The organism is Thiomicrorhabdus sp., from assembly GCF_963662555.1.
Taxonomy (GTDB): domain Bacteria; phylum Pseudomonadota; class Gammaproteobacteria; order Thiomicrospirales; family Thiomicrospiraceae; genus Thiomicrorhabdus.
Genome location: NZ_OY759719.1, coordinates 2,662,431 through 2,683,860, shown reverse-complemented (window position 1 = coordinate 2,683,860; position 21,430 = coordinate 2,662,431). Strand labels below are relative to the sequence as shown.

17 protein-coding genes are annotated in these 21,430 nt (G+C 37.4%); 8 read left to right on the top strand and 9 right to left on the bottom strand.

Annotation, left to right across the window (positions count from 1 at the left end):
* Window positions 1–86: 86 nt before the first annotated feature.
* From ACORJQ_RS12145 to ACORJQ_RS12135, 3 genes are all read left to right on the top strand, one after another.
* A complete protein-coding gene (locus ACORJQ_RS12145; protein ID WP_321324866.1) occupies window positions 87–1,304 on the top strand; it encodes an aminotransferase class I/II-fold pyridoxal phosphate-dependent enzyme in 1,218 nt (405 codons plus the stop codon).
* A 335-nt stretch (window positions 1,305–1,639) separates the two neighbouring features.
* Entirely contained in the window at window positions 1,640–2,452 is an 813-nt protein-coding gene (locus ACORJQ_RS12140) for a mechanosensitive ion channel family protein (RefSeq protein WP_321326891.1), read from the top strand.
* Window positions 2,453–2,566: 114 nt separating this feature from the next.
* Window positions 2,567–3,331 (top strand): sulfite exporter TauE/SafE family protein, encoded by a 765-nt coding sequence (locus ACORJQ_RS12135; RefSeq protein ID WP_321324865.1) that lies wholly within the window; start codon window positions 2,567–2,569, stop codon window positions 3,329–3,331.
* A gap of 244 nt (window positions 3,332–3,575) precedes the next feature.
* On the opposite strand, the gene ACORJQ_RS12130 is transcribed toward ACORJQ_RS12135, so the two are convergent.
* The 4 genes from ACORJQ_RS12130 to nfo all read right to left on the bottom strand — a co-directional run bounded on the left by ACORJQ_RS12130 (window position 3,576) and on the right by nfo (window position 6,795).
* Window positions 3,576–4,220, bottom strand: a complete 645-nt coding sequence (locus tag ACORJQ_RS12130; protein WP_321324863.1) for an OmpA family protein — start codon at window positions 4,218–4,220, stop codon at window positions 3,576–3,578.
* A 224-nt stretch (window positions 4,221–4,444) separates the two neighbouring features.
* Window positions 4,445–4,957, bottom strand: coding sequence for a SixA phosphatase family protein (locus ACORJQ_RS12125; protein ID WP_321324861.1), 513 nt, complete (start codon window positions 4,955–4,957; stop codon window positions 4,445–4,447).
* An 82-nt stretch (window positions 4,958–5,039) separates the two neighbouring features.
* Window positions 5,040–5,684, bottom strand: coding sequence for an orotate phosphoribosyltransferase (pyrE, locus tag ACORJQ_RS12120; protein WP_321324860.1), 645 nt, complete (start codon window positions 5,682–5,684; stop codon window positions 5,040–5,042).
* A gap of 166 nt (window positions 5,685–5,850) precedes the next feature.
* Window positions 5,851–6,795 (bottom strand): deoxyribonuclease IV, encoded by a 945-nt coding sequence (gene nfo / locus ACORJQ_RS12115; protein WP_420719562.1) that lies wholly within the window; start codon window positions 6,793–6,795, stop codon window positions 5,851–5,853.
* A 110-nt stretch (window positions 6,796–6,905) separates the two neighbouring features.
* Between nfo and ACORJQ_RS12110 the strand changes: the two genes are divergently transcribed.
* Together ACORJQ_RS12110 and ACORJQ_RS12105 are read left to right on the top strand one after the other, a co-directional pair.
* Window positions 6,906–7,400, top strand: coding sequence for a hypothetical protein (locus ACORJQ_RS12110; RefSeq protein ID WP_321324859.1), 495 nt, complete (start codon window positions 6,906–6,908; stop codon window positions 7,398–7,400).
* Between the two features lie 262 nt (window positions 7,401–7,662).
* Window positions 7,663–8,793 carry a flavodoxin domain-containing protein gene (locus tag ACORJQ_RS12105; RefSeq protein WP_321324858.1) on the top strand — a complete coding sequence of 377 codons (1,131 nt, stop codon included), beginning with the start codon at window positions 7,663–7,665 and terminating at the stop codon, window positions 8,791–8,793.
* A 152-nt stretch (window positions 8,794–8,945) separates the two neighbouring features.
* Here ACORJQ_RS12105 and ppx read toward each other — a convergent pair whose 3' ends face one another.
* From ppx to ACORJQ_RS12080, 5 genes are all read right to left on the bottom strand, one after another.
* Window positions 8,946–10,463 carry an exopolyphosphatase gene (gene ppx, locus ACORJQ_RS12100; RefSeq protein ID WP_321324857.1) on the bottom strand — a complete coding sequence of 506 codons (1,518 nt, stop codon included), beginning with the start codon at window positions 10,461–10,463 and terminating at the stop codon, window positions 8,946–8,948.
* 176 nt (window positions 10,464–10,639) lie between these two features.
* Complete coding sequence (gene ppk1 / locus ACORJQ_RS12095; RefSeq protein ID WP_321324856.1) at window positions 10,640–12,790, bottom strand: polyphosphate kinase 1; 2,151 nt, start codon at window positions 12,788–12,790, stop codon at window positions 10,640–10,642.
* Window positions 12,791–13,035: 245 nt separating this feature from the next.
* The gene (yidD, locus tag ACORJQ_RS12090; RefSeq protein WP_321324855.1) at window positions 13,036–13,353 is read right to left on the bottom strand and encodes a membrane protein insertion efficiency factor YidD; all 318 of its coding nucleotides are present in this window, start codon (window positions 13,351–13,353) and stop codon (window positions 13,036–13,038) included.
* Window positions 13,346–16,129 carry an EAL domain-containing protein gene (locus ACORJQ_RS12085; protein WP_321324854.1) on the bottom strand — a complete coding sequence of 928 codons (2,784 nt, stop codon included), beginning with the start codon at window positions 16,127–16,129 and terminating at the stop codon, window positions 13,346–13,348. The genes yidD and ACORJQ_RS12085 overlap by 8 nt, the downstream gene beginning before the upstream one ends.
* Window positions 16,126–17,250: an ABC transporter substrate-binding protein gene (locus tag ACORJQ_RS12080; RefSeq protein ID WP_321324853.1), complete on the bottom strand. Its 1,125-nt coding sequence runs from the start codon at window positions 17,248–17,250 to the stop codon at window positions 16,126–16,128. The genes ACORJQ_RS12085 and ACORJQ_RS12080 overlap by 4 nt, the downstream gene beginning before the upstream one ends.
* Window positions 17,251–17,477: 227 nt before the next feature.
* Here ACORJQ_RS12080 and ACORJQ_RS12075 point away from each other — a divergent pair, with 227 nt between their 5' ends.
* From ACORJQ_RS12075 to groL, 3 genes are all read left to right on the top strand, one after another.
* Window positions 17,478–18,845 (top strand): dihydroorotase, encoded by a 1,368-nt coding sequence (locus ACORJQ_RS12075; protein ID WP_321324852.1) that lies wholly within the window; start codon window positions 17,478–17,480, stop codon window positions 18,843–18,845.
* A 441-nt stretch (window positions 18,846–19,286) separates the two neighbouring features.
* Window positions 19,287–19,577 carry a co-chaperone GroES gene (locus tag ACORJQ_RS12070; RefSeq protein ID WP_321324851.1) on the top strand — a complete coding sequence of 97 codons (291 nt, stop codon included), beginning with the start codon at window positions 19,287–19,289 and terminating at the stop codon, window positions 19,575–19,577.
* Window positions 19,578–19,638: 61 nt separating this feature from the next.
* Window positions 19,639–21,270 (top strand): chaperonin GroEL, encoded by a 1,632-nt coding sequence (gene groL / locus ACORJQ_RS12065; protein ID WP_321324850.1) that lies wholly within the window; start codon window positions 19,639–19,641, stop codon window positions 21,268–21,270.
* The last annotated feature ends 160 nt before the right edge of the window (window positions 21,271–21,430 follow it).

Sequence of the window (21,430 nt, the reverse complement as noted above, 5' to 3'; positions counted from 1 at the left end):
AAAAGAATAGATAGAACATAAATAGATTCTGTTTCTTAAAGCGTTCGGCTTATAATTTGAAGTAATAAAATCAAAAGCTCTTAAACATGATAAATCCCATTAACACAAACGACAATTCAGTTAAATTTATTCCTCAAATCTCAACCACTGCAGCCGCTATACAACCTTTTCATGTTATGAAAATTTTGGGTGAAGCGAAAGCATTAGAGGCTCAAGGAAAAGAAATTATTCATATGGAAATTGGAGAGCCTGATTATGCCTCGCTCGATTGTGTTCATGACGCGGCTTACCAAGCGGTTCAAAAGGGTTTAACCCATTACACTCCAACGTTAGGTTTGCCTGCTTTAAGACAAAAACTGGCTGATTTTTATCAAAGCTTTTACCACGCAAATGTAGATAGCCAAAATATTATGATTACTCCAGGCTCATCTACTGCGTTACAGTTGGTATTAACCGCTATTTTAAACCCTGGCGATAAGGTCATTTTGTGTGACCCAACTTATCCGTGTAATAGACAGTTTGTTCATCTATTGCAGGCTGATTTGTTATCGATTCCTGTTTCACATGAAACAAATTATCAATTAAATCTTGAATTACTTAAACAGCATTGGCAACCTGGTGTTAAGGCCGTTATGGTGGCTTCGCCAGCAAACCCGACGGGTACCGTGATTGAACAGACTGAACTGTTAAAAATGGCTCAGTTTCTGGCCAAAAATAATGCCTATTTTATTGTGGATGAAATTTATCAAGGCCTGGTCTATAACCGTCCAGCAGAAAGTATTTTGAGCCACACTGATTTGCCAGAAAACGTCATAGTCATTAACTCATTTTCTAAATATTTTGGTATGACGGGCTGGCGATTAGGGTGGACAGTGGCTCCAATGCATCTCATTCCTATTTTAGACCGCTTAGGGCAAAACCTATTTTTAGCGGCACCCACTCCTTCTCAATATGGGGCTTTAAGGGTGTTAGAGAAAGATGCTTTGGCATTGTTGGATGAACGTAGACAAAAGTTTGAAGAACGCAGAAATACACTTGTAAAAGCTATGCTAGAGTCTGGTTTTGAATTGAAAACCCAGCCACAGGGAGCCTTTTATTTATATTGGGATGTTTCTAGTTTTACCCAAGATGCCGCAGAGTTTTGCAACAAGCTATTGCATGAAACTGGTGTTGCTATTACTCCAGGTAAAGATTTTGGAAATCACAAAGCGAATCAACACGTGCGTTTGGCATATACAACCGATAAAACCAAACTGTTAGAAGCCGTCAAAAAAACCAAACAGTTTGTTGAAACGTTTTATTGAAGCACTGAAAAAATCAATAAATTATCAAGTTCATTTTCTGCTGATGCCAACAATCCCTATAAATTTAAGAATTAATGTAACCAAGCGTTAATACGCGCTATTTTTTTGATGTTTAAGGTATTTATTGATAAGAAACATCTTTATACGATGGTACAATTTATGAAGTATAGCGAATGGTTTTGTTAAGAGTTTAACCCTTCAATAACATACGATTACGCAAATACAGTGACTAGAAGTCTTGATCATTGATTGTTGATGTTTTATTAACAACAATGTATGACATCTAAATACAAAACAGATTAGAGAACAGAATTAAAAAAGAAGGAAACTCAATGATGGATTTGGACATTCTATTAAATGATTACGCTCTGCCATGGGCAATTAAAGCAGTGATTGCCATTGCTATCTTTATAATTGGTAAGTGGGTAGTAAAAATTATTGTAAACCTAGTGAAGAAATTGCTAAATCGTTCAGCGTCTATGGACGAAATGCTAGTTAGCTTCATTGGATCTATCGTTAACGCAGTGTTATTACTGTTTGTTATTATTGCCTCGTTAAATCAATTAGGTGTTGATACCACTTCATTGGTGGCTTTAATCGGTGCCGCAGGTTTAGCAATTGGTTTAGCGTTACAAGGTTCAATGCAAAACTTTGCAGCTGGTGTAATGATTTTAGTATTTAAGCCATTTAAGAGCGGCGACTTTATTGAAGCTGGTGGTGTAACCGGTGTTGTTGAAAACGTTCAAATTTTCAGCACAACGATGCGTACTGGTGATAACAAAGAAGTGATTGTTCCAAATGGTGGTATTTACGGTGGAGCGATTACAAACTTCTCAGCTCGTGATACACGTCGTGTAGATATGGTGTTTGGTATTGGTTATGACGACGATATCCGTAAAGCAAAAGAAATTCTTATTAATTTAGTAGAATCGGATGAACGTATTTTAAAAGATCCAGCACCAGTTGTTGCCTTATCAGAATTAGGTGATAGCAGTGTAAACTTTGTGGTACGTCCTTGGGTAAATTCTGGTGATTACTGGAAAGTGTATTGGGATATGAATGAAAAAGTAAAACTGGCATTTGATGAAGCAGGCATCTCTATTCCTTACCCACAGATGGATGTTCATCTTCACAAAACAGAAGCGTAACTTTAACGCTTCTTATTAGACTGATTTAACAGTCTCATCAAAAGCCACTCTTATGAGTGGTTTTTTTATGTCTGAAATTCAATGATGAATGCGGATGTCGCATACAATAGGCACATGGACATATTTGAACAACTCATCTTATTTATTATTTCGCTGGTAGCAAATTTATTCTCGGCATTAGCGGGTGGTGGAGCAGGTTTACTGCAACTGCCTGCATTACTGTTTTTAGGCTTACCCTTTGGTACCGCTTTAGCCACCCATAAAGTAGCGAGTGTGTTTTTAGGACTGGGTGCAACCGCTAGGCACTTAAAATCATCCTCTTTTGATTTAAAATTCTCTGCTTTGATATTGGCAACAGGTTTGCCAGGCGTGGTATTGGGTGCCAGCATTATTTTGCAAGTTGACGATAGAATATCGCAAGGCTTACTGGGTTTATTAACACTCGGGTTAGGATTATATTCTTGGTTTAAACCTCAATTAGGTCAGGTGGAAGCAACTCAACATCGTGATTTTACAGGCCTGGTATTAGGCGGTGTTGTATTGTTTTTTATCGGAGCTTTAAATGGCTCATTAACCTCTGGTACAGGCTTGTTTGTTACACTTTGGTTAGTACGTTGGTTTGGGTTAGATTACAAAACTGCAGTGGGTTACACTCTAATTTTAGTAGGTATTTTTTGGAACGGTTCAGGGGCAATTACATTAGGGCTTTTAGGAAATATTGAATGGAGTTGGTTGCCTGCCCTTATTTTAGGGTCGCTTATTGGTGGATATTTAGGTGCTCACTTTGCGATAGTTAAAGGTAACCAATTGGTTAAACGTAGCTTTGAGGTGATAACCGTTTTAGTGGGTGTATCATTAATGGCTAAAGCTTTAGTTTAATTGATGTGATTTCTTTCAATTTACCAGGCCTGGTAAATTACTTTAAAACTTATAACTCAACATAAGTACACGTCTTTAAAAATGGCTAAGTACTGAGTTTTATGTTCTAGTTCCATTGGTTGTTAATAAAAGTAGATTGTTAAATTTTAGGCAAAAAAATACCCGCTACTAATAATGTAAATTAAAAGTGCGGGTATCTTTTAAAAGTGTGAGTTTAAAATAATAAACTCATTCATTCAGAATATTACTGAACGATTTCCACTTCAACACGACGGTTTAGAGCACGACCATCTTTCGTTTTATTGCTTGCTACTGGGTTCGCTTCACCTTCACCAGTTACAGTCATACGGTCTGCAGAGATACCCATTGAAGTTAGGTAGTTAGCAACATCTTGTGCACGCTTAACAGATAAAGTTTTGTTGTAAGCTTCTGGACCAACACTGTCAGTGTAACCAGTGATAGATACTTTGCTATCTTCAACTGCTTTCATGTAGTCAGCAAATTTATTTAATTCAGGAACATTGTTTACTTTTGCTTTATCAAAGTCAAAGTGACCGATGTATTTAGCAGGAGCAGCAGGTGCTTCAACTACAACAACTTCTTCTTCAACAACTACTGGTGCTGGAGCAGGAGCGGCTACTGGAGCGGCAGCTGGTTCTTCTTCTTTCCAACCTTCGCACTTAGCAATTGCGGTGTCTTTTGACCAATCAATAGAACGTACACAACGGTTTTCATTGTCGCGTACGATACGACCCCAAGAGTCAACAACATAGGCAGAAGTACCTTCAGCCATGATGTCACCCTTAGCTTCAACTGATGAATGAGCTTGTACTGCAGTTGCTGAGGCCATAGCGATTACAGCAACAAAAGGTAGTAATTTTGTTTTCATGAAAATATCCTTATTATTTTTTTAAATTTATACATAAAAATTTAAATTTCCCACAAAATATACCATGTCTATTTATTTAATCATAGGGATTTATGCTTAAGAAAATAAAATTGTAAGAATTTTTTATATTTGATTCATGTTTAAGTGTATTTTGTAATGAAATTGTCATTGATGTGATGACTTTCTGAAGTATGTGAACCTCGCAGATTTATTTTTTATAAAATTTACACACTATTTTTTATGTCTTTTGGGGTAACAAACTGCTGTAATTTTCCATCTCCAGCTTCAATGTTTGACCAGTCACCAGGTAGGATTAAGTGAGCCAATGCACAAGTTGGAAATAATTGAACATGAGAGGGTTTTGTTTCAAAAATAAGTAAATTAAAAAGCGTTTCTAAACCTGGGTTATGTCCAATTAACATAATGCGTTCTGCTTGAGGTGCATCTGCTAAAACTTGGCGAAGCTGATCTAATTCAGCCAAATAGAGCGTATCTACGGTAATGGCTGTGGCAGAGCATTCATTACAAATTCGCTTGAGTGTTTGTTGGGCTCTTAAAGCAGGTGAAGCAAGAATTAAGTCTGGCATCAGGTTTTTTTCTTTGAGCCATTTTCCCATTTTAGAGGCATTTTTTTTGCCTTTATCAGATAACGGGCGGTCGATGTCATCTACGTCAACATCTTTCCAATCAGACTTTGCATGTCTTAGTAACATTAACTCACGCAATTTACTGGCCATGGATATACCTCCAGTGGAATTGGCTCGATTCTAAAGAATAAAATCCGAGATTGCTCATATTATCAATAGGCGAGGTTTAAGGTTAACCAATGCCGTATTCTTTTCGATACGCTTTCATAGCATCTAGATATTGTTGACTTTGTGCATCATCTGATTGAGCAAGATAATCAATAATGTCATTTAAGGTAATGATGCTCATAACCGGAATGCCATATTCTTGTTCTACTTCTTGAATAGCCGATAACTCACCTTTACCTTTTTCCATGCGGTCTAGAGCAATAACAACACCGGCAGGTTTAGCCCCGTTTGCGGTAATGATATCCATAGCTTCACGAATAGCGGTTCCTGCCGTAATCACATCATCAATAATGAGTACGTCGCCTTCTAGGGCATGGCCAACAATATTGCCACCTTCACCGTGGTCTTTAGCTTCTTTACGGTTAAAAGCATAAGGTTTATCAATGTTGAAGTCATTCGCAAGTGATACGCTGGTCGTAGCTGCTAATGGAATACCTTTATAGGCAGGGCCAAAGAGAACATCAAACTCAAAACCAGATTGAGCGATTGCTCCAGCATAACCTTTAGCAAGTTTAGAAAGTTGACCGCCGGTATTGAATAAGCCTGCGTTAAAAAAGTAAGGGCTGATACGCCCAGATTTAAGTGTGAATTCGCCGAGTTTTAAAACGCCTGTTTGCATTACGAATTCAATAAATTGGTTTTTATTCATTGAGCATTTTGTTTTTAATGAGTGAAAGATTATCTTACTCCATTCATTTTCGATGTAGCAAGAAGTATCTCTACTAATCGAATTGAATGAAGTAAGGGGTTAACGTGAAGTAAATTGTTAAACGCTGTTATATAGGCGGTTTATTGAGTAGATTAACTTGGTTAACTTACTTAGCAGGTAACCAGGCCTGGAGTTGTTTAATTTCATCTCTCCAAATATCAGGATTAATGGTCTCTAAAGTCATGGGGATATTATCAATACGCTCATCTTGCATAAGCTCTTTAAACATCGGCCAGCCAATCTCACCTTCGCCTAAACTATGATGGCGGTCGAGTTTTTGTCCTAACTTAGCTTTTGAATCATTGAGGTGCATGCCTTTTAAATATTCAAAACCTACAACCTTTTCAAAGTCAGCCATAACACCTGTGTAATCATTTTTTAAATCATAGCCAGCGGCGTAGGCATGGCAAGTATCTATACATACTCCAATGCGGGTTTTATCTTCAACCTTGTCAATAATATAAGCAAGTTGTTCATGCTTGTAACCCAAGTTTGAACCTTGTCCAGCGGTGTTTTCTAATACCGCAATCACACCTTGAGTTTGGTCTAAAGCAAAGTTGATTGATTCAGCAATAAAGTCCATACACTTTTCTTCTGAAATCTCTCGTAAATGGCTACCAGGATGAAAATTTAAACGATTAATGCCAAGTTGCTGACAGCGTTCAAGTTCATCAATAAATGCATCTAAAGATTTTTGGCGTTTATCCAAATCAGGGTGACCAAGGTTAATGAGATAACTATCATGTGGCAGAATTTGATTAACTCCGTAACCATATTTTTCGCAGTTAGCTTTAAAGTCATCAATACTTTTTTCAGAAAGTGGTTTTGCAACCCATTGACGTTGATTTTTGGTAAACAATGCAAATGCAGTCGCCCCAATTTCATGGGCTCTTATTGGGGCATTTTCTACTCCGCCAGCAGCCGAAACATGGGCACCAATGTATTTCATAATGAGGTTACCTTGAATAATCAATTGAACAAGAAATGGGTTATGGCTGAGCATTTTACCAAAATTTATTTTATACGGTATGAGTTGGCACAAAATCTGCATATAAATCTCCTAAAAGACAGGTAAAAATCCTGTTTGACAAAAAAATGACGATTCAATAGAGCCCCTACTAATAAACCTGTATGAATCGCAACACACATTGAGGATGAGAAATGGCCATTGATTTAAGACAAGTCGAACCTTTAGGTTCAAAAAGTGTTTTGCTAGAACAGGCTATGCGTAGAAGCCGTGGTGGTAAAAATAATGATCGATATGATGATATTGATATGTCAGATATGATTACACCCGATTTTGAATGGTTAAAAGATGACAAAACAGCAATAGAAAGTCTGGTTAAACAGATGGATGCCTCAATTGGTCAGCTGTCCAGACAAATGAATGAGTTAGATGAGAAATCTAAAAAGTCACGCTTAACCATAGAAAAAGAACAGCAATTACTGTTTAAACAAATTAAAACGCTGAACTCTCTATTAAAAAAACAGGTCGATATTTTTGCCTCAGTTGAAAGACAAATGAACAATGTAGAGTTAAAGCAAAATAACCTTGTGCCACAAATTGGTATTGGATTAATTGCTGGTTTAATGTCTGCGGTAACCATTTTAGTCACGGCTCCTTGGGTGAGTGTATTAATGGAAAGTATTCGATAAATGTCAGAAACTTGTCATTAATTTGTACTTTCGCTAGCAACAGTTTTTTAAGCCGTTTAGAGTTATTCAATATCCTTTCTTATATTAAAAATTAATAATTTATATTAAGAAGCCTACTAGTTTAGTGGAGCTTCTTAAGCATATTTTTGTATTTCATTGACCAATCTCATAGTTAAATTATTTTAGATGTGTATTCCGGCATGATATGAATCGGTTGAGCGTGCTAGAATAAATTATCTTATTCTTAATGATTCTTATTTATATGATTGTAACTGTCGCAAAAAACCAATGCATTACCCCAAAATCAAACGATAAATCCATTTTTTATCTCACCTTTGATTTGCCTAAAGAAGTAAACGCCAATGAGGTTTATGAACCAGGTGACTGGCTAACAATTCAGGCAACTAATCGCCCTGAGATGGTATCGGCAATTCTTTTAAAACTTGGCTTAACAGGCAATGAAAACATTGAAATAAGAAGAGCTGGCCTGGTAAATTGTAAACAGGCGTTGCAACAGCACTTAGAGTTAACCCAGTTGAATCCGGCAATCTTAAATAAGTTGCAAAGGCAGTTTGGTTTTAACGAGTGGCCTGATAGGCAGGCAATGATTGACTACGCCTACGGTAAAGATATTTTAGATTTATTGGAATCTTTTCCACAATTACAACAACAAGGCTTAGAGTTTTTGAATCTACTGTCGCCTTTAGCTCCGCGTTATTATTCTATTGCTTCTGCTCCTAATGAAAGTAATACGGTTTCTATACTGTATAGAAAGGTTGATTACCTCTCTTTTGAACGCCAGCGTTTTGGTGTTGCAAGTTGTATGTTGGCAGAGCTTGAAGTAGGTCAAAAGCTGGATATTGAATTTAAAAATAACCCAACTTTTAAATTGCCACAAGACCCCGAAACACCTGTGATTATGGTGGGTTCGGGTACCGGTTTAGCCCCGTTTATTGGGTTTATGCAACAACGTGCGATACAAGAGTCTATTGGTGCTGATGACTTTACAGATAAAACGACAGGCCTGGAAAAACGAGGTTTAAATTATCTGTTTTTTGGTGAAACTCATAAAGAGTCAAATTGTTTGTTTTGTTCACAGCTTGAAGCTTGGCAAGAGCAAGGTGTGTTACAGACCTATTTTGCTTTTTCTCGTGATCAGGCAGAGAAAGTCTATGTACAAGATCAATTAAACCAACAGCGTGAGCTGGTTTGGAATTTATTAAATCAACAGGCACATTTGTATATTTGTGGTAGTCAAACTACTATGGCTGAATCCGTAAAAGAGACATTACTGTCCATTTTTGAAGAGTTGGGCGGGTTGGATGCAAAATCTGCAGATGATTTTTGGCATGAATTAAGAAAGCAAAAACGTTTGCAGATGGACGTGTATTAAGAGATTAAAAAATGCATGCTTAAAATATAAATTGCCAATGCTCACAATGTATGTAAATCGCAGTGTATATATCAGTGTATATACCTGTATACCAGGCCTGGTAAATTATATTTTTAAGTCTTAATTGAATATTAAGTTGGATTAACTTGGTATTAACTTAGTAGTAACTTAAATCCAAAACGTTCTAGGTTTTTAGCTTCAGTCTCTAAATCTAAACGGGTAAGAGGGTGTTCATCTAACCACTTGTCTTCAAACTCTATACACAGAGTGTCTTCCTCTTTGATGATAAGAGTAGGATCAACATGTTCTAAGTCGCGGCCGCGATGAATTCTTACAGATAATCGCATTAAAACCGTTAAATAAGGCATTAGAGGTTTTATGCTGTCATCTAGTTCTTCATGGCTATCTGTTGTATATTTGCCGCGCTGGTTAAGTACCAAAGAGCTCATAATCATTTTTTCTTGTTGGTTAAACCCTGCCATGTCAGCTTGGGCAATAATGTATGCTCCGTGATGACGGGCACGTTTGAAACTGATTGCAATACCAATCTCATGCAAGCGACACGCCCATTTTAGTAAGCGTCTTAAATCATAATCGTCTGAGTGTAAACGCCATAAATTATGGCTTTGTTTATAAAGTGATTTAGCTGTTTTAGCGACCATATCAGCTTGCTCAATATCAACCTTCATCCATTTTTGCATTGAAACTACACTGGTCTCACGTACGTCTTCTGAGTTTAATCGACCAAGAGTATCAAAAACCAAACCTTCTCGTAGAGCATTTTGTGATACTTGCATGTGTTCAATATTGAGTTCAATAAAGGTGGCCATTAATATGGCTAAGCCGCCAACTAAAACTGGACGACGCTCATCTTTTAAGCCAGCAATTTTTGCTTGATTTGACGAACCTTCTTTAATTAAGGCTTTGCTTAAATCAAACATGCCTTGCAAGGTAATACCTGATTCAGACCAGCTGTTGATCTCTAAGATAGCACCAATGGATTTGATCGTGCCAGAGGCTCCAATTGCGATATCCCAACCTTTTTTTCGTAAAGTTCTACGGTGAGGACGAAGAATTTGGCGGCATTTAGCAACCGCTAAATTAAAATTGTCTTCAGTGATTTTACCTTTAGAAAAATAGGACTGGGTAATGCTTACGCATCCCATTTCAGTGCTAGTTAGGTGGCTATTTTCAAACTGCTGACCAATAATGTATTCTGTACTACCACCGCCAATATCCATAACCAAACGTTGTTCTTCACTATTTGCTAGACCGTGAGCAACGCCAAGATAGATTAAACGAGCCTCTTCTTGTCCAGCAATAATTTGAATACTGTGGCCTAGTGCTTCTTTGGCTTGTTTAAGAAACTCGCGACTGTTGCGAGCATTTCTTAGAGTGTTAGTGCCTACTGCACGTACATTCTCTTTTGGGATGTCTTTAATTAACTGACCAAACCGCTCTAAACAAGCAATACCTTCTTCAAACGCTTTTTCAGTCAGTTTGCCGTTTTTATCAAGGCTAGAGCGTAAACGAACCATCTCTTTATGTTTATCAATCACTTGCATTTGACCGTGAACTTCACGAGCTACAATCATATGGAAACTATTTGAGCCTAAGTCAATCGCGGCAAATAGGTCCTCATTTGAGGGGGAGGTGGTTTTGTCTGTCATATTGGGTTCAATTTATTGAATATATATGCGAGCAAGCCTGATGAATTGCAGTTGCATTGATTCAGCATTGCTCTTTTATAGGTTGATTCATTATTTGCTGTAGTTTACCGTTTTTGATTGCTATTGTCCTGTGTAAGCACAATTAAAGTCAGCAATAAACGGTAAGCTGTTAAAAATTAGTGGCTGTACTTTTCAATCAGTAATGCTTGGGCACTGTAGGGTGGAGTTTGGTCGTCTTCTTTTAGTTGGTAAGAACCATTAGGTTGCAACACCCAGGCTCCAGTATTATCGTGTAGATACATTGCCAAACCTTCGGTGTAGACTTGTTGGAAACAGTCTGGATCTAAAATCGGAAAGCAGGTTTCAACTCGGGCTAAAAGGTTACGACGCATCCAATCAGCACTTGAACAATATAGCTCAGGTTTGCCGCCATCATTTTCAAAATAATAGATGCGATGATGTTCTAAGAAACGTCCAATAATTGAGATAACCGTTATATTTTCTGATAGACCAGGAATGCCTGGTCGTAAACTGCAAATTCCACGGATAATAAGTTGGATTTTAACACCCGCTTGTGAGGCTAAGTACAACGCATCAATAACACCTTGCTCTTCTAACCCGTTCATTTTGGCAATAATTTTGGCTTTTTTACCTTGTTTAGCATTTTCGGCTTCGCGATTTATACGTTCAATCATGCCGCTCTTTAAGGTAAAAGGTGACTGCAATAAAACTTCTAGGTTTTTAGTGTCGCCTAAGCTGGTTAACTGCTGAAAGATTTTAGAAGCATCACGGCCAATAGCCTGGTTTGCAGTTATTAAACCAAAGTCAGAATAGAAACGTGTTGTAACATGGTGGTAGTTACCCGTTCCCATATGAGTGTAGTAACGAATTAAATCACCTTCGCGGCGAACGACTAAAATCATTTTAGCGTGGGTTTTATAGCCAACAACACCATATACAACATGTACGCCTGCGTCTTGTAAGCGAGTGGCTTGCAGGATGTTGTTGTCTTCATCAAAACGGGCCCGAAGTTCTACAACGGCAGTTACTTCTTTACCGTTTTGAGCTGCTCTTTCTAGAGCTTTAATAATTTGTGAGTCTTCACCCGTGCGGTATAAGGTCATGCGTATTGCTAATACATCGGGGTCTGTTGCGGCTTTGGCCAAAAACTCTATGACTGGCGTAAAAGAGTCATATGGATGATGTAATAAAATGTCTTTTTGTTTGATTTTATCAAACATATTGTTGCTTTCTTTATGACGAGTAAACAGTTTAAAGGCATTTTTAGATGGGCGTTGTTTCATAGAAACATTTTTTTGGGTGTATGGCGCAAACTGTAAATCTGGACGATTTGCCATGCCTGGTACCGCATCTAATCGGTGCAAGTTTACTGGTCCATTTACTTCATATAGAGCACTTCTGTCTAACTTAAAACGGTCTAGAAGGTAATCAATCATGTGAAGCGGGCAGTTATCAGCTACTTCTAAACGTACTGCACCACCATATTGGCGACCACTTAACTCGCCACGCAAGGCACTCATTAAATCATCAACCTCTTCTTCATCAATAAAGAGGTTAGTGTTTCTGGTAACACGAAATTGATAACAGCCTGTAACCGTCATGCCTGGAAATAATCGAGAAACATTGGCATGTAAGATTGAGGATAAAAAGACAAAATCATTTTCGCCATCAGTGGCTTCTGGAGGTAGCTTAATGATGCGTGGTAGTGAGCGTGGAACAGGAACAATCGCCAAACCATTTGAACGACCAAAAGCGTCTTTACCTTCTAAAGAGACGATAAAATTAAGCGTTTTGTTTAATACCTTTGGAAAAGGGTGAGAAGGGTCTAAACCTACTGCACTTAACACTGGTTGTAATGACTGCTCAAAATAGTCACTGAGCCACTCTTTGTGTTGGTCAGTCCAGTGATTGCGGCGAACAAAACGAATGTTCTCTTTTTCTAAAGCGGGAATAAGGATATTGTTTAAAGTGTGATATTGATCTTCAACTATGTCATGTGCCGTTTCACACAAAAAATGGACAACATTCGTGGCGGGTAATTCGTCCGGAAAAGTCAATGCATTTGGATCTTTTGCAAGTTCTAATAAACTGGCTAAACGTACCTCAAAAAATTCATCCATATTGCTACTAGAGATACACAAATATTTCAAACGCTCTAATAAAGGAATTTGATCATTTTTGGCTTGAGCAAGTACGCGTCTATTAAACTCAAGCAAGCTTTTTTCACGGTTGATATAGCGTGGAAAAGTCTCTGCCGTTTCAGTAACAGCTTCTATTACGTGCTCGGTAACTTGGTTTTCAGACATTTTATGGTTCAACTCTCATCATAAATAAAGACAATTTTATTATTTTAGCTCTTTTAGAGAGCGAATACAGGCTACTAATAAGAAATTATTATGACAATCTTAGCAGGCAATATATATTTACAAGTAGTTAAAACATTATGTTTGATTTATCCAGAGCTTACAAAAGGTAACAGAATCAATGGATTATAGGGATGGGTGCAATTATCTTTTGATGAGGTCTTAAGATGAGGAATTAAGAAGAGGTATTAAGATTTTTGGTTGCTTTTGTCATCAGCCTGTTTATCTGGATGTTCTAAAGAGTCATCTTCGAGGTGATCTTTACAATTTGACTTACAACCGCAACTTGGCACTGGATCAATTCCACCTGGGTTCGCAGGATGACAGCGGCCAATTCTTTTTATGGCTAACCATGAGCCACAAATTACCCCATGGGTTTTTATGGCTTCGATCGTGTAGCTTGAGCAGGTTGGGTAAAACCGGCATCTTGGCCCGAGTATTGGGCTTATAAATAATTGATAAAATCGAACTAGGCCAATAATTATCAAGCTTATAGGGTTACGCATCAGTAGCCTCTATCGCTAAATTAGGGTGTTTGTAATAAAAATTAAGTTGGTTGTTTCTTAACCAGGCTTCAAGTTCGCTTATTGCGAGAGGTCGACTGATAAAGTACCCTTGAGCAAAATTGCAGTGCACATTTTTTAGATAAAGCAATTGCTCTTGGGTTTCAACGCCTTCGGCCACCACTTTCATACTAAGACTGTGAGCTAAGTTTAAAATAGCCGTAGTAATAATAATATCTTCTTCATCTTGTGGAATCCCATCAATAAATGATTTATCAATTTTTAAAATACTCAATGGGAATTTTTTTAGATAGCTCAAAGAGGAATAACCTGTTCCAAAGTCATCAACCGATAAACCAAAACCACTAGAACGAATTTGATTAAAACGTGCAATATTTTCATTAACGTTATTCATAACCGTGCGTTCTGTTAATTCAATTTCTAGTAGGTGGTTGTGAATATTTGAGACTTCCATCAGCTTCCTTACAAAGCCGATAAAATACGGGTTTTCAAACTGCACACTACTGACGTTCATAGCGATATGCAAAGAATCAAATTCGGTATCTTTCCATGCTTGAAGTTGGGCAATACAAGTTTTTGTGACCCATTCACCAATTGTAAGAATTAAATGACTTTCTTCAGCAATAGGAATAAATTTATCAGGTGCAACAAAACCTAAAACAGGGTTGTTCCAGCGAATAAGAGCTTCTACCCCAATTACCTTACCAGTTAGTAAATTAATTTGAGGTTGATATACCAGTTGAAATTCATTGTTTTGAACAGCTTTTCTTAGGTGTTTTTCAATTAGGCTTCTTTCTGCAACACTCTCTTCCATGGCATCGTGGTAGATGGAGTAGGTGTTTTTTCCTAAAGATTTTGATTGATACATGGCAGTATCAGCATGTCTAAGAAGGGTGTCGAGATCTTCACCATGTTGTGGGTACAGGGCAATCCCAATACTGGTTGAAACTTGAAGCTCATCTTCTTCAATTTTAATAACGCGTTCAATTTGATTGAGCAATCGTAAAGAAATTTGTGAACTAGTTTTTTCATCACTGTCTTTTAAAAGAATAACGAATTCATCCCCACCAAAACGGCAAATATGGCACTCTCCATTACTGCTACGTAAGGCGTTTTGAATACGTTTTGCAACTACTTTTAATAATTCATCCCCAATGTTATGGCCAAGGGTGTCATTAACCTGTTTAAAACCATCTAGGTCCAAAAACAGCAGTGCAAAATGGCCTGAAGGTTTGTTGTTAATTAGTTGGTTAACACTTTCCTTAAAGTAGGTTCTGTTTTCAAGCTGGGTTAGAGGGTCAAAGTAAGCCATTTTGGTAATAGCTTCTTCCGTTTTTCGCTGATAAGTTATGTCTTTTATAAACAAACTGATTTCTGTTTTGTTTTGAATATTCAATATAGAGGTTGATACTTCTGCGGTGATTTTATTTTTTCTTCGGTCAAACAGTAGCACTTCTATTTTTTGAGATTCAGTTTGATTGTCTAGCTTTAGAGTGTCATATAAAAAATTAATTAATTCTTTATCATTGTTTTTAATATAGAGGTCTTTCGGCAGGTCAAAAATTAATTCAACAATGCATTTGCCAATGGCATCTTTTTTAGGGTAGTCAAATAACAGTTCTGCCTCTGGATTCCAATCTAAGATATACCCCTCTTTGTTTGTGATAATGACGGCATCTTGCGATGTTTCCAGAATTTGACTAAGTCGAGTTTGAGTGAGGCGTAAATTTTGTGTATAGCGGCTTAACGTAAGTATTATGCTAGTTGATAATAGAAACAAAAATAGGTTAATTAATAACATCTTGAATAGAGCAATTTGATCTATTTCAGATAAATGCCAGTATTTAGTAATTTCTATTTTTTGCGGAGAATTCAGCCCTAAACATAAAAAATCGGCTTTATAGTTTAAGCTCAAGGTCTTATCGATTTTATTAGAGTTGGGTTTTATTGCTTTTTGAATAATGGTTTTAGCATTGCTGGTAATAACTTTAATCGTGGTGTTTTGTGGTTTAAAAAACTCGGCGGCTTGTTTTTTTAAGGTTTCTTCTTCAGGTTGTAATATAAATACAATACCGCGAGCTTGTTTATATCTCTGTTTAATATTTAACAGGTTTGGTGAGTTTAAAAATATAGGGGCAAAAATCAGTTTTTGTAATTTATGAGTTTTGCTTTCTGTTAAAAATAAGGTTTGTGGTTGGTTATTGAGTAATGAATCAAAAAACTTAGTGACTAGTAATGGAATGGTAAATAAATCTTCTGATAAATAAACAGAGTGTTTGGGGTCAAGCGGGGCGATATTGGTAATGCTTAAAAATGCATTTTTTTGATTTTGTTGTTGTTCTAAAAACAAGCCTGAATTTGAAATAGTAAACGATTCAAAACCAAGTTTGTGTTGCTGCGATTCAATTTGTTGTTTTTTATCACGAGAAATAAGTTTGGCTAAACCAATGCCATAACCTGGAATCTTGCTGTTTATAAGGCCTTGTGCAAAGTGACGAAAGTCAGAGTCGGACTTAATTGCTTGAGACGTATAGTATTCAGACAGAGCATTTAAAATCGTTTCAGAGCGTTTTTGTTCAAGCGCTCTTTTTTGAATAAGCCCATCAATATTTTCGTGGAACTTTTGTTCTTGTTGTTTGTATTGATACCCAATTTCTAGAGTGGCAGCAATAACTAACCACACAAGCCCAACTAGAACCAAAAGCACTTTATTTTTTAAAGATAGATCAAAAAGCATTTTGAATGAAAGATTTTTCATTGTGGAACCTTTTCATCATAAACGATGGATTGAGAAAATATATTCTCTGGTAGCTGATCAGCAAACGGCTTCGTAATCTGCTTATTGGTCCATAGTTGAAAATTTTGATTAGGGATTACCGCAATTTCACTGGGAGCCAAACCGTTTAAGATTTCTATGGCGGCTTTTGCAGCCCAAGTTCCTTGTTCGTCAGGTATTTTTGTGATGCCGATGGCTGAATAAGGCATCATCCAATCTTGAGTACTAAAGGTGATTTTTGAATTATATTTGAGTGCCCATTCATAGTTTTTTTTGTGGTCCCAGGTTTTAAACGCAGCTCTATTGGATAAATAAATAAGATCAAACTCATCGCCTAGTTGAATTTGTTTAAAGACTTTACGCCATTCCCGTTCGTTTTTAAGTTGGTAGACCTTGGTTTTAATGCCCATTTCTTTGGCTATTTTAGTGAACTCTATATTATCAAAATCGGCAGAAGTTCCTTGGGTTGTTAACATCGCCACTCGAGTTTTTGCAGGGTTAATGCTAAACAAAAGTTTTAGTATGACTTCAATGGGGTTTTTTTCAATCATACCGGTGGTATTTTTATAGGGTAAGCCATAGTGAATACCAGTGTTATTCACACCACAAAATACAAAAGGGATTGAGCTGTTTTTATAGTGATTTTGTAACACATATTTAACAGCATTATCGTCAGAAACAATGACAACATCAGGTTTGTTTGAGGCAATAAAAGCTATCGCTTGTAAACCAATGTTGTTTAAAGTCTTCTTGTTAGAAACTTTTTTGGTATTCATATAGAATGTTTTTAAATGGCAATGGCCATTCAAGGTCTTTTTGATACTTCTTGTTATACCATTTTGCCAAGGGTAGCCTGGCGAGTAAGAGGCTATATAAACGCATACAGGCAGATGGGCATTTTGGTTATTATTACTATCAATTGTGTTTTGAGCATTTGCTTTAAATGAGACTGTGCTGATTAAAATAAATAGTAAAACCGCAATAACCCTAAAAGATGTTTTATTAAAGTCTATGTTATGGCTGGGTTCAGCCCAGGAGGTTGCAACGATGGGCCAGCGTGAAGAGCAAGAAAATCGCAAAATATTTTGAGTTATCTTTTCCATAAACACTTGTTTGGATTCTCGCTCGGGTCGATGGTGCAATTGGGATTGAAGTATAAAAACATACAAAATATTACAATGATTCAAGCTAGAATAGCAAATTAAACAGGTTGTGGCCGTCAATATTTTTTAATGGCCGTATTACAAAAATAGTTAAGCCGATGAATTCACTACAAAACCATTAAATAAGATTTGCTGGCTTGGTTAATCGTCACTAAAAGGAACCCTCTATGTCTAAGATATCGTCGAATTTATCCAATGAATGTTCGCAAAGCATACTTATTACCCAGGCTACTATTGTTAATGAAGGTAATCAGTTTGTTGGTGACGTATTGGTTGCTGATGGTCGTATTCAAAAAATTGCAGATAAAATTGATATGAATGCAGACAAAATTATTGACGCAAAAGGGTTGATGTTACTGCCTGGATTTATTGATGATCAAGTACACTTTCGCGATCCTGGACTAACCTCAAAAGGGGATATTGCAACAGAGTCAAAAGCAGCCATAGCAGGTGGAACCACTAGTTTTATGGATATGCCAAATGTAAAACCTACAACAACAACTATTGAAAACCTTGAGGCCAAGTATCAAATAGGTGCCCAAAAAGCATGGACTAATTTCTCATTTTATTTTGGTGCTACCAATGACAACCTGGAAGAACTAAAAAAAGTTAACCCAAGCAATGTTTGCGGGGTAAAGATTTTTATGGGTGCTTCAACAGGAAATATGTTGGTTGATAGAGAACAAGCCTTGCGTGATATTTTTACTCATAGTCCAACTCTAATAACCACTCATTGCGAAGACACGCCAATGATCAAAGCCCAAGAAGAAAAGTACCGTGAGCAATATGGTGAAGACATTCCTATGTCAGCCCATCCAGAGATTCGTTGCCGTGAAGCATGTTATAAATCATCTTCGTTTGCGGTGGACTTGGCTAAAGAAACCGGTGCTGATTTGCATATATTGCACTTAACAACGGCAGAAGAGATGGAGTTGTTTGAACCAGGCCCGGTAGAAGGTAAAAAGATAACCGCAGAAGCTTGTGTGCATCACCTTTGGTTTACAGAAGAGGATTACGCAACCCGTGGTACTTATATTAAATGTAATCCAGCTATCAAAAAACAGTCTGATAGAGATGCGATTCGCCAGGCGGTAAGAGAAGGGCGTATAGATATTATCGCGACCGATCATGCACCTCATACAGATGAAGAAAAACAAAATAAATACTTTATGGCTCCTGCAGGTTTACCACAGGTTCAACAGTCTCTTTGTGCCTTATTGGATATGGTGCATGATAATGTTTTTGATATTGAAACCGTTGTGCAAAAAACCTCTCATAATGTTGCCATTCGTTATCAAATTGAAGATCGAGGCTATATTCGTGAAGGCTATTGGGCGGACTTGGTATTGGTTGATATGAATAAACCACATATAGATGATAAAGAGCATAACCTTTATAAATGCCAGTGGTCTCCGTGGGAAGGACATACCTTTAAATCAAGCGTTATCAGTACCATTGTGTCTGGTGAACTAAAGTATCACCAAGGCGAGTTTGCAGAGTTTACGCCTGGGCATCGTTTACTGTTTAAACGATAATCGTTTTTTGGTTAAATCGTTTTAATCGTATTTTTTATAGTGAAACCGTTTGTGTGCAAATGCCGCTAACGGTTTTTTAGTATTTATCTTATGAAAATATAAACTGGTACGAATCTAAACTAATGCGAATATAAGTGATAATTTGCATTAATGTTCCAAATTTACCAGGCCTGGTAAATTGACTTTGATTTTATTCTTGAGATTTTTAAAGCAAAACAACGCTAATTCGTATCTTTTTTGGGTTAACAGCTTGAATTGTAAAGATTCATACCCATATTCAGTTGACACAAGCAATTAGATGACTAAAATTATTAGCACTCTAACCATAAGAGTGCTAATTTATGAATAAATGGTAACTCGGTTTGTGAGAATGATAAAAAACTGAGTGCAATTTTTCTGTTTGTACAATTATGAAATTTAAAAGACTTTTAGGAGAAACCTATGAATATTAAGCCATTACAAGACCGTGTTGTTGTCCGTCGTGTAGAAGAAGAGAAAGAAACTGCAGGTGGTATATTGCTACCAGGTTCTGCACAGGAAAAACAAAACATCGGTGAAGTAGTTGCTGTTGGACCAGGTAAAGCATCTGACTCAGGTTCAATTATCGCAATGACGGTTAAAGTTGGCGATAAGGTAATGTTCGGTCAATACTCTGGTCAAGAAGTAAAAGATGACGCTGGTCAGCCAGTCATGATTATGCGTGAAGACGATATTATTGCAATTGTCGACTAATCATACTGATAGTTAAAAATATTCAAATTAAATATTTAAACAGAATTAAGGAATTAGAAAGATGGCAAAAGACGTCAAATTTGGTTTAGATGCTCGTGAGTTAATGGTTGATGGTATTAACATTCTTGCAGATGCAGTAAAAGTAACACTTGGACCTAAAGGTCGTAACGTAGTTTTAGAAAGATCTTTTGGTTCTCCATTAGTGACTAAAGATGGTGTATCGGTTGCACGTGAAATTGAGCTTGAAGATAAGTTCATGAACATGGGTGCACAGATGGTTAAAGAAGTTTCTTCTCAAACAAATGATGTTGCTGGTGACGGTACAACTACAGCGACAGTTCTAGCACAGTCTATCGTTCGTGAAGGAATGAAATCAGTTGCAGCGGGAATGAACCCAATGGATTTAAACCGTGGTATTCATAAAGCGGTTGAAGCCGTGGTTGCTGAAATCAAAGCAATGGCTCAGCCATGTACTACTTCTGAAGCAATTGCTCAGGTAGGGACTATCTCTGCAAACTCTGACGCTGCTGTAGGTAAGATGATTGCTGAAGCAATGGAGCGTGTTTCAACTGAAGGTGTTATCACTGTTGAAGAAGGTTCTTCACTGCAAGATGAGCTAGTCGTTGTAGAAGGTATGGAATTTGACCGTGGTTACCTATCTCCTTATTTTGTTACTAACCAAGAAAAAATGGTTGCAGAGTTAGAAAACCCATTTGTACTTCTTTACGATAAGAAAATTTCAAACATCCGTGATTTACTACCTACTTTAGAAGCTGTTTCTAAAACAGGTCGTCCTCTATTAATTATTGCTGAAGACGTTGATGGTGAAGCTTTAGCTACGTTAGTAATCAATAATATGCGCGGAATCGTTAAAGTTGCTGCCGTTAAAGCTCCTGGTTTTGGTGAGCGTCGTAAGGCGATGATTCAAGATATGGCAATCTTAACGGGTGGTACTTTAATCTCTGAAGAAGTCGGTCTAAGCCTTGAATCAATTACTTTAGATTTATTAGGTGAAACGAAATCTGCAGTAGTCGGTAAAGACACTACTAAGTTAATCGACGGTGCGGGTTCTAAAGAAGATATTGATAGTCGTTGTGCTCAAATCAAGTCACAGATTGCGACAACAACATCTGAATACGATTCTGAAAAACTTAACGAACGTTTAGCAAAACTTGCTGGCGGTGTTGCCGTACTTAAATTAGGTGCAGCGACAGAGATGGAAATGAAAGAGAAAAAAGACCGTGTTGACGATGCACTTCACGCAACACGTGCCGCTGTTCAAGAAGGTATTGTTGCTGGTGGTGGTGTTGCTTTAGTTCGTGCTCTATCTAAAGTACAAGTTCAAGGTGACAACGATGACCAAAACGTAGGTATTCAAATTGCATTACGTGCAATGCAAGAGCCAATGCGTCAAATTGCAGCTAACTGTGGTTTAGAAGGCTCAGTTATTGTAAACAAAGTTATGGAAGGTGAAGGTAATTTTGGTTTTGATGCATCTAAAGAAGAGTACGTTGATATGATTGAAGCAGGTATTATTGACCCTGCAAAAGTAACGCGTTCTGCACTTCAAAACGCAGCGTCTGTTGCTGGATTAGTATTAACAACAGGTGCAGCTATTGCTGATTTACCATCAAATTCTGATGGTGCTAGTGAAATGGCACAACAAGGTTATGCACCAGGCGGCATGATGTAAAAATTTTTGGTTGATTGAGCCATTTTCACGGCATTGGCTGTGTTGGCTCGAGACTTCCGGTGCTCATGTACTTAATGTACACTCCGCTCCGGGTTTTCGAGCCGCCTAGCCACTACCGCAAAACTGACTCAATCAATTCAAAAATTACATTTTGTTGATT

Bases quoted from the DNA above. Each gene is read 5' to 3' on its own strand.
- ACORJQ_RS12145 (WP_321324866.1), top strand. From the start codon at position 87: ATGATAAATCCCATTAACACAAACGACAATTCAGTTAAATTTATTCCT.
- ACORJQ_RS12140 (WP_321326891.1), top strand. From the start codon at position 1,640: ATGGATTTGGACATTCTATTAAATGATTACGCTCTGCCATGGGCAATT.
- ACORJQ_RS12135 (WP_321324865.1), top strand. From the start codon at position 2,567: ATGGACATATTTGAACAACTCATCTTATTTATTATTTCGCTGGTAGCA.
- ACORJQ_RS12130 (WP_321324863.1), bottom strand. From the start codon at position 4,220: ATGAAAACAAAATTACTACCTTTTGTTGCTGTAATCGCTATGGCCTCA.
- ACORJQ_RS12125 (WP_321324861.1), bottom strand. From the start codon at position 4,957: ATGGCCAGTAAATTGCGTGAGTTAATGTTACTAAGACATGCAAAGTCT.
- pyrE (WP_321324860.1), bottom strand. From the start codon at position 5,684: ATGAATAAAAACCAATTTATTGAATTCGTAATGCAAACAGGCGTTTTA.
- nfo (WP_420719562.1), bottom strand. From the start codon at position 6,795: ATGCAGATTTTGTGCCAACTCATACCGTATAAAATAAATTTTGGTAAA.
- ACORJQ_RS12110 (WP_321324859.1), top strand. From the start codon at position 6,906: ATGGCCATTGATTTAAGACAAGTCGAACCTTTAGGTTCAAAAAGTGTT.
- ACORJQ_RS12105 (WP_321324858.1), top strand. From the start codon at position 7,663: ATGATTGTAACTGTCGCAAAAAACCAATGCATTACCCCAAAATCAAAC.
- ppx (WP_321324857.1), bottom strand. From the start codon at position 10,463: ATGACAGACAAAACCACCTCCCCCTCAAATGAGGACCTATTTGCCGCG.
- ppk1 (WP_321324856.1), bottom strand. From the start codon at position 12,790: ATGTCTGAAAACCAAGTTACCGAGCACGTAATAGAAGCTGTTACTGAA.
- yidD (WP_321324855.1), bottom strand. From the start codon at position 13,353: ATGCGTAACCCTATAAGCTTGATAATTATTGGCCTAGTTCGATTTTAT.
- ACORJQ_RS12085 (WP_321324854.1), bottom strand. From the start codon at position 16,129: ATGAAAAATCTTTCATTCAAAATGCTTTTTGATCTATCTTTAAAAAAT.
- ACORJQ_RS12080 (WP_321324853.1), bottom strand. From the start codon at position 17,250: ATGGAAAAGATAACTCAAAATATTTTGCGATTTTCTTGCTCTTCACGC.
- ACORJQ_RS12075 (WP_321324852.1), top strand. From the start codon at position 17,478: ATGTCTAAGATATCGTCGAATTTATCCAATGAATGTTCGCAAAGCATA.
- ACORJQ_RS12070 (WP_321324851.1), top strand. From the start codon at position 19,287: ATGAATATTAAGCCATTACAAGACCGTGTTGTTGTCCGTCGTGTAGAA.
- groL (WP_321324850.1), top strand. From the start codon at position 19,639: ATGGCAAAAGACGTCAAATTTGGTTTAGATGCTCGTGAGTTAATGGTT.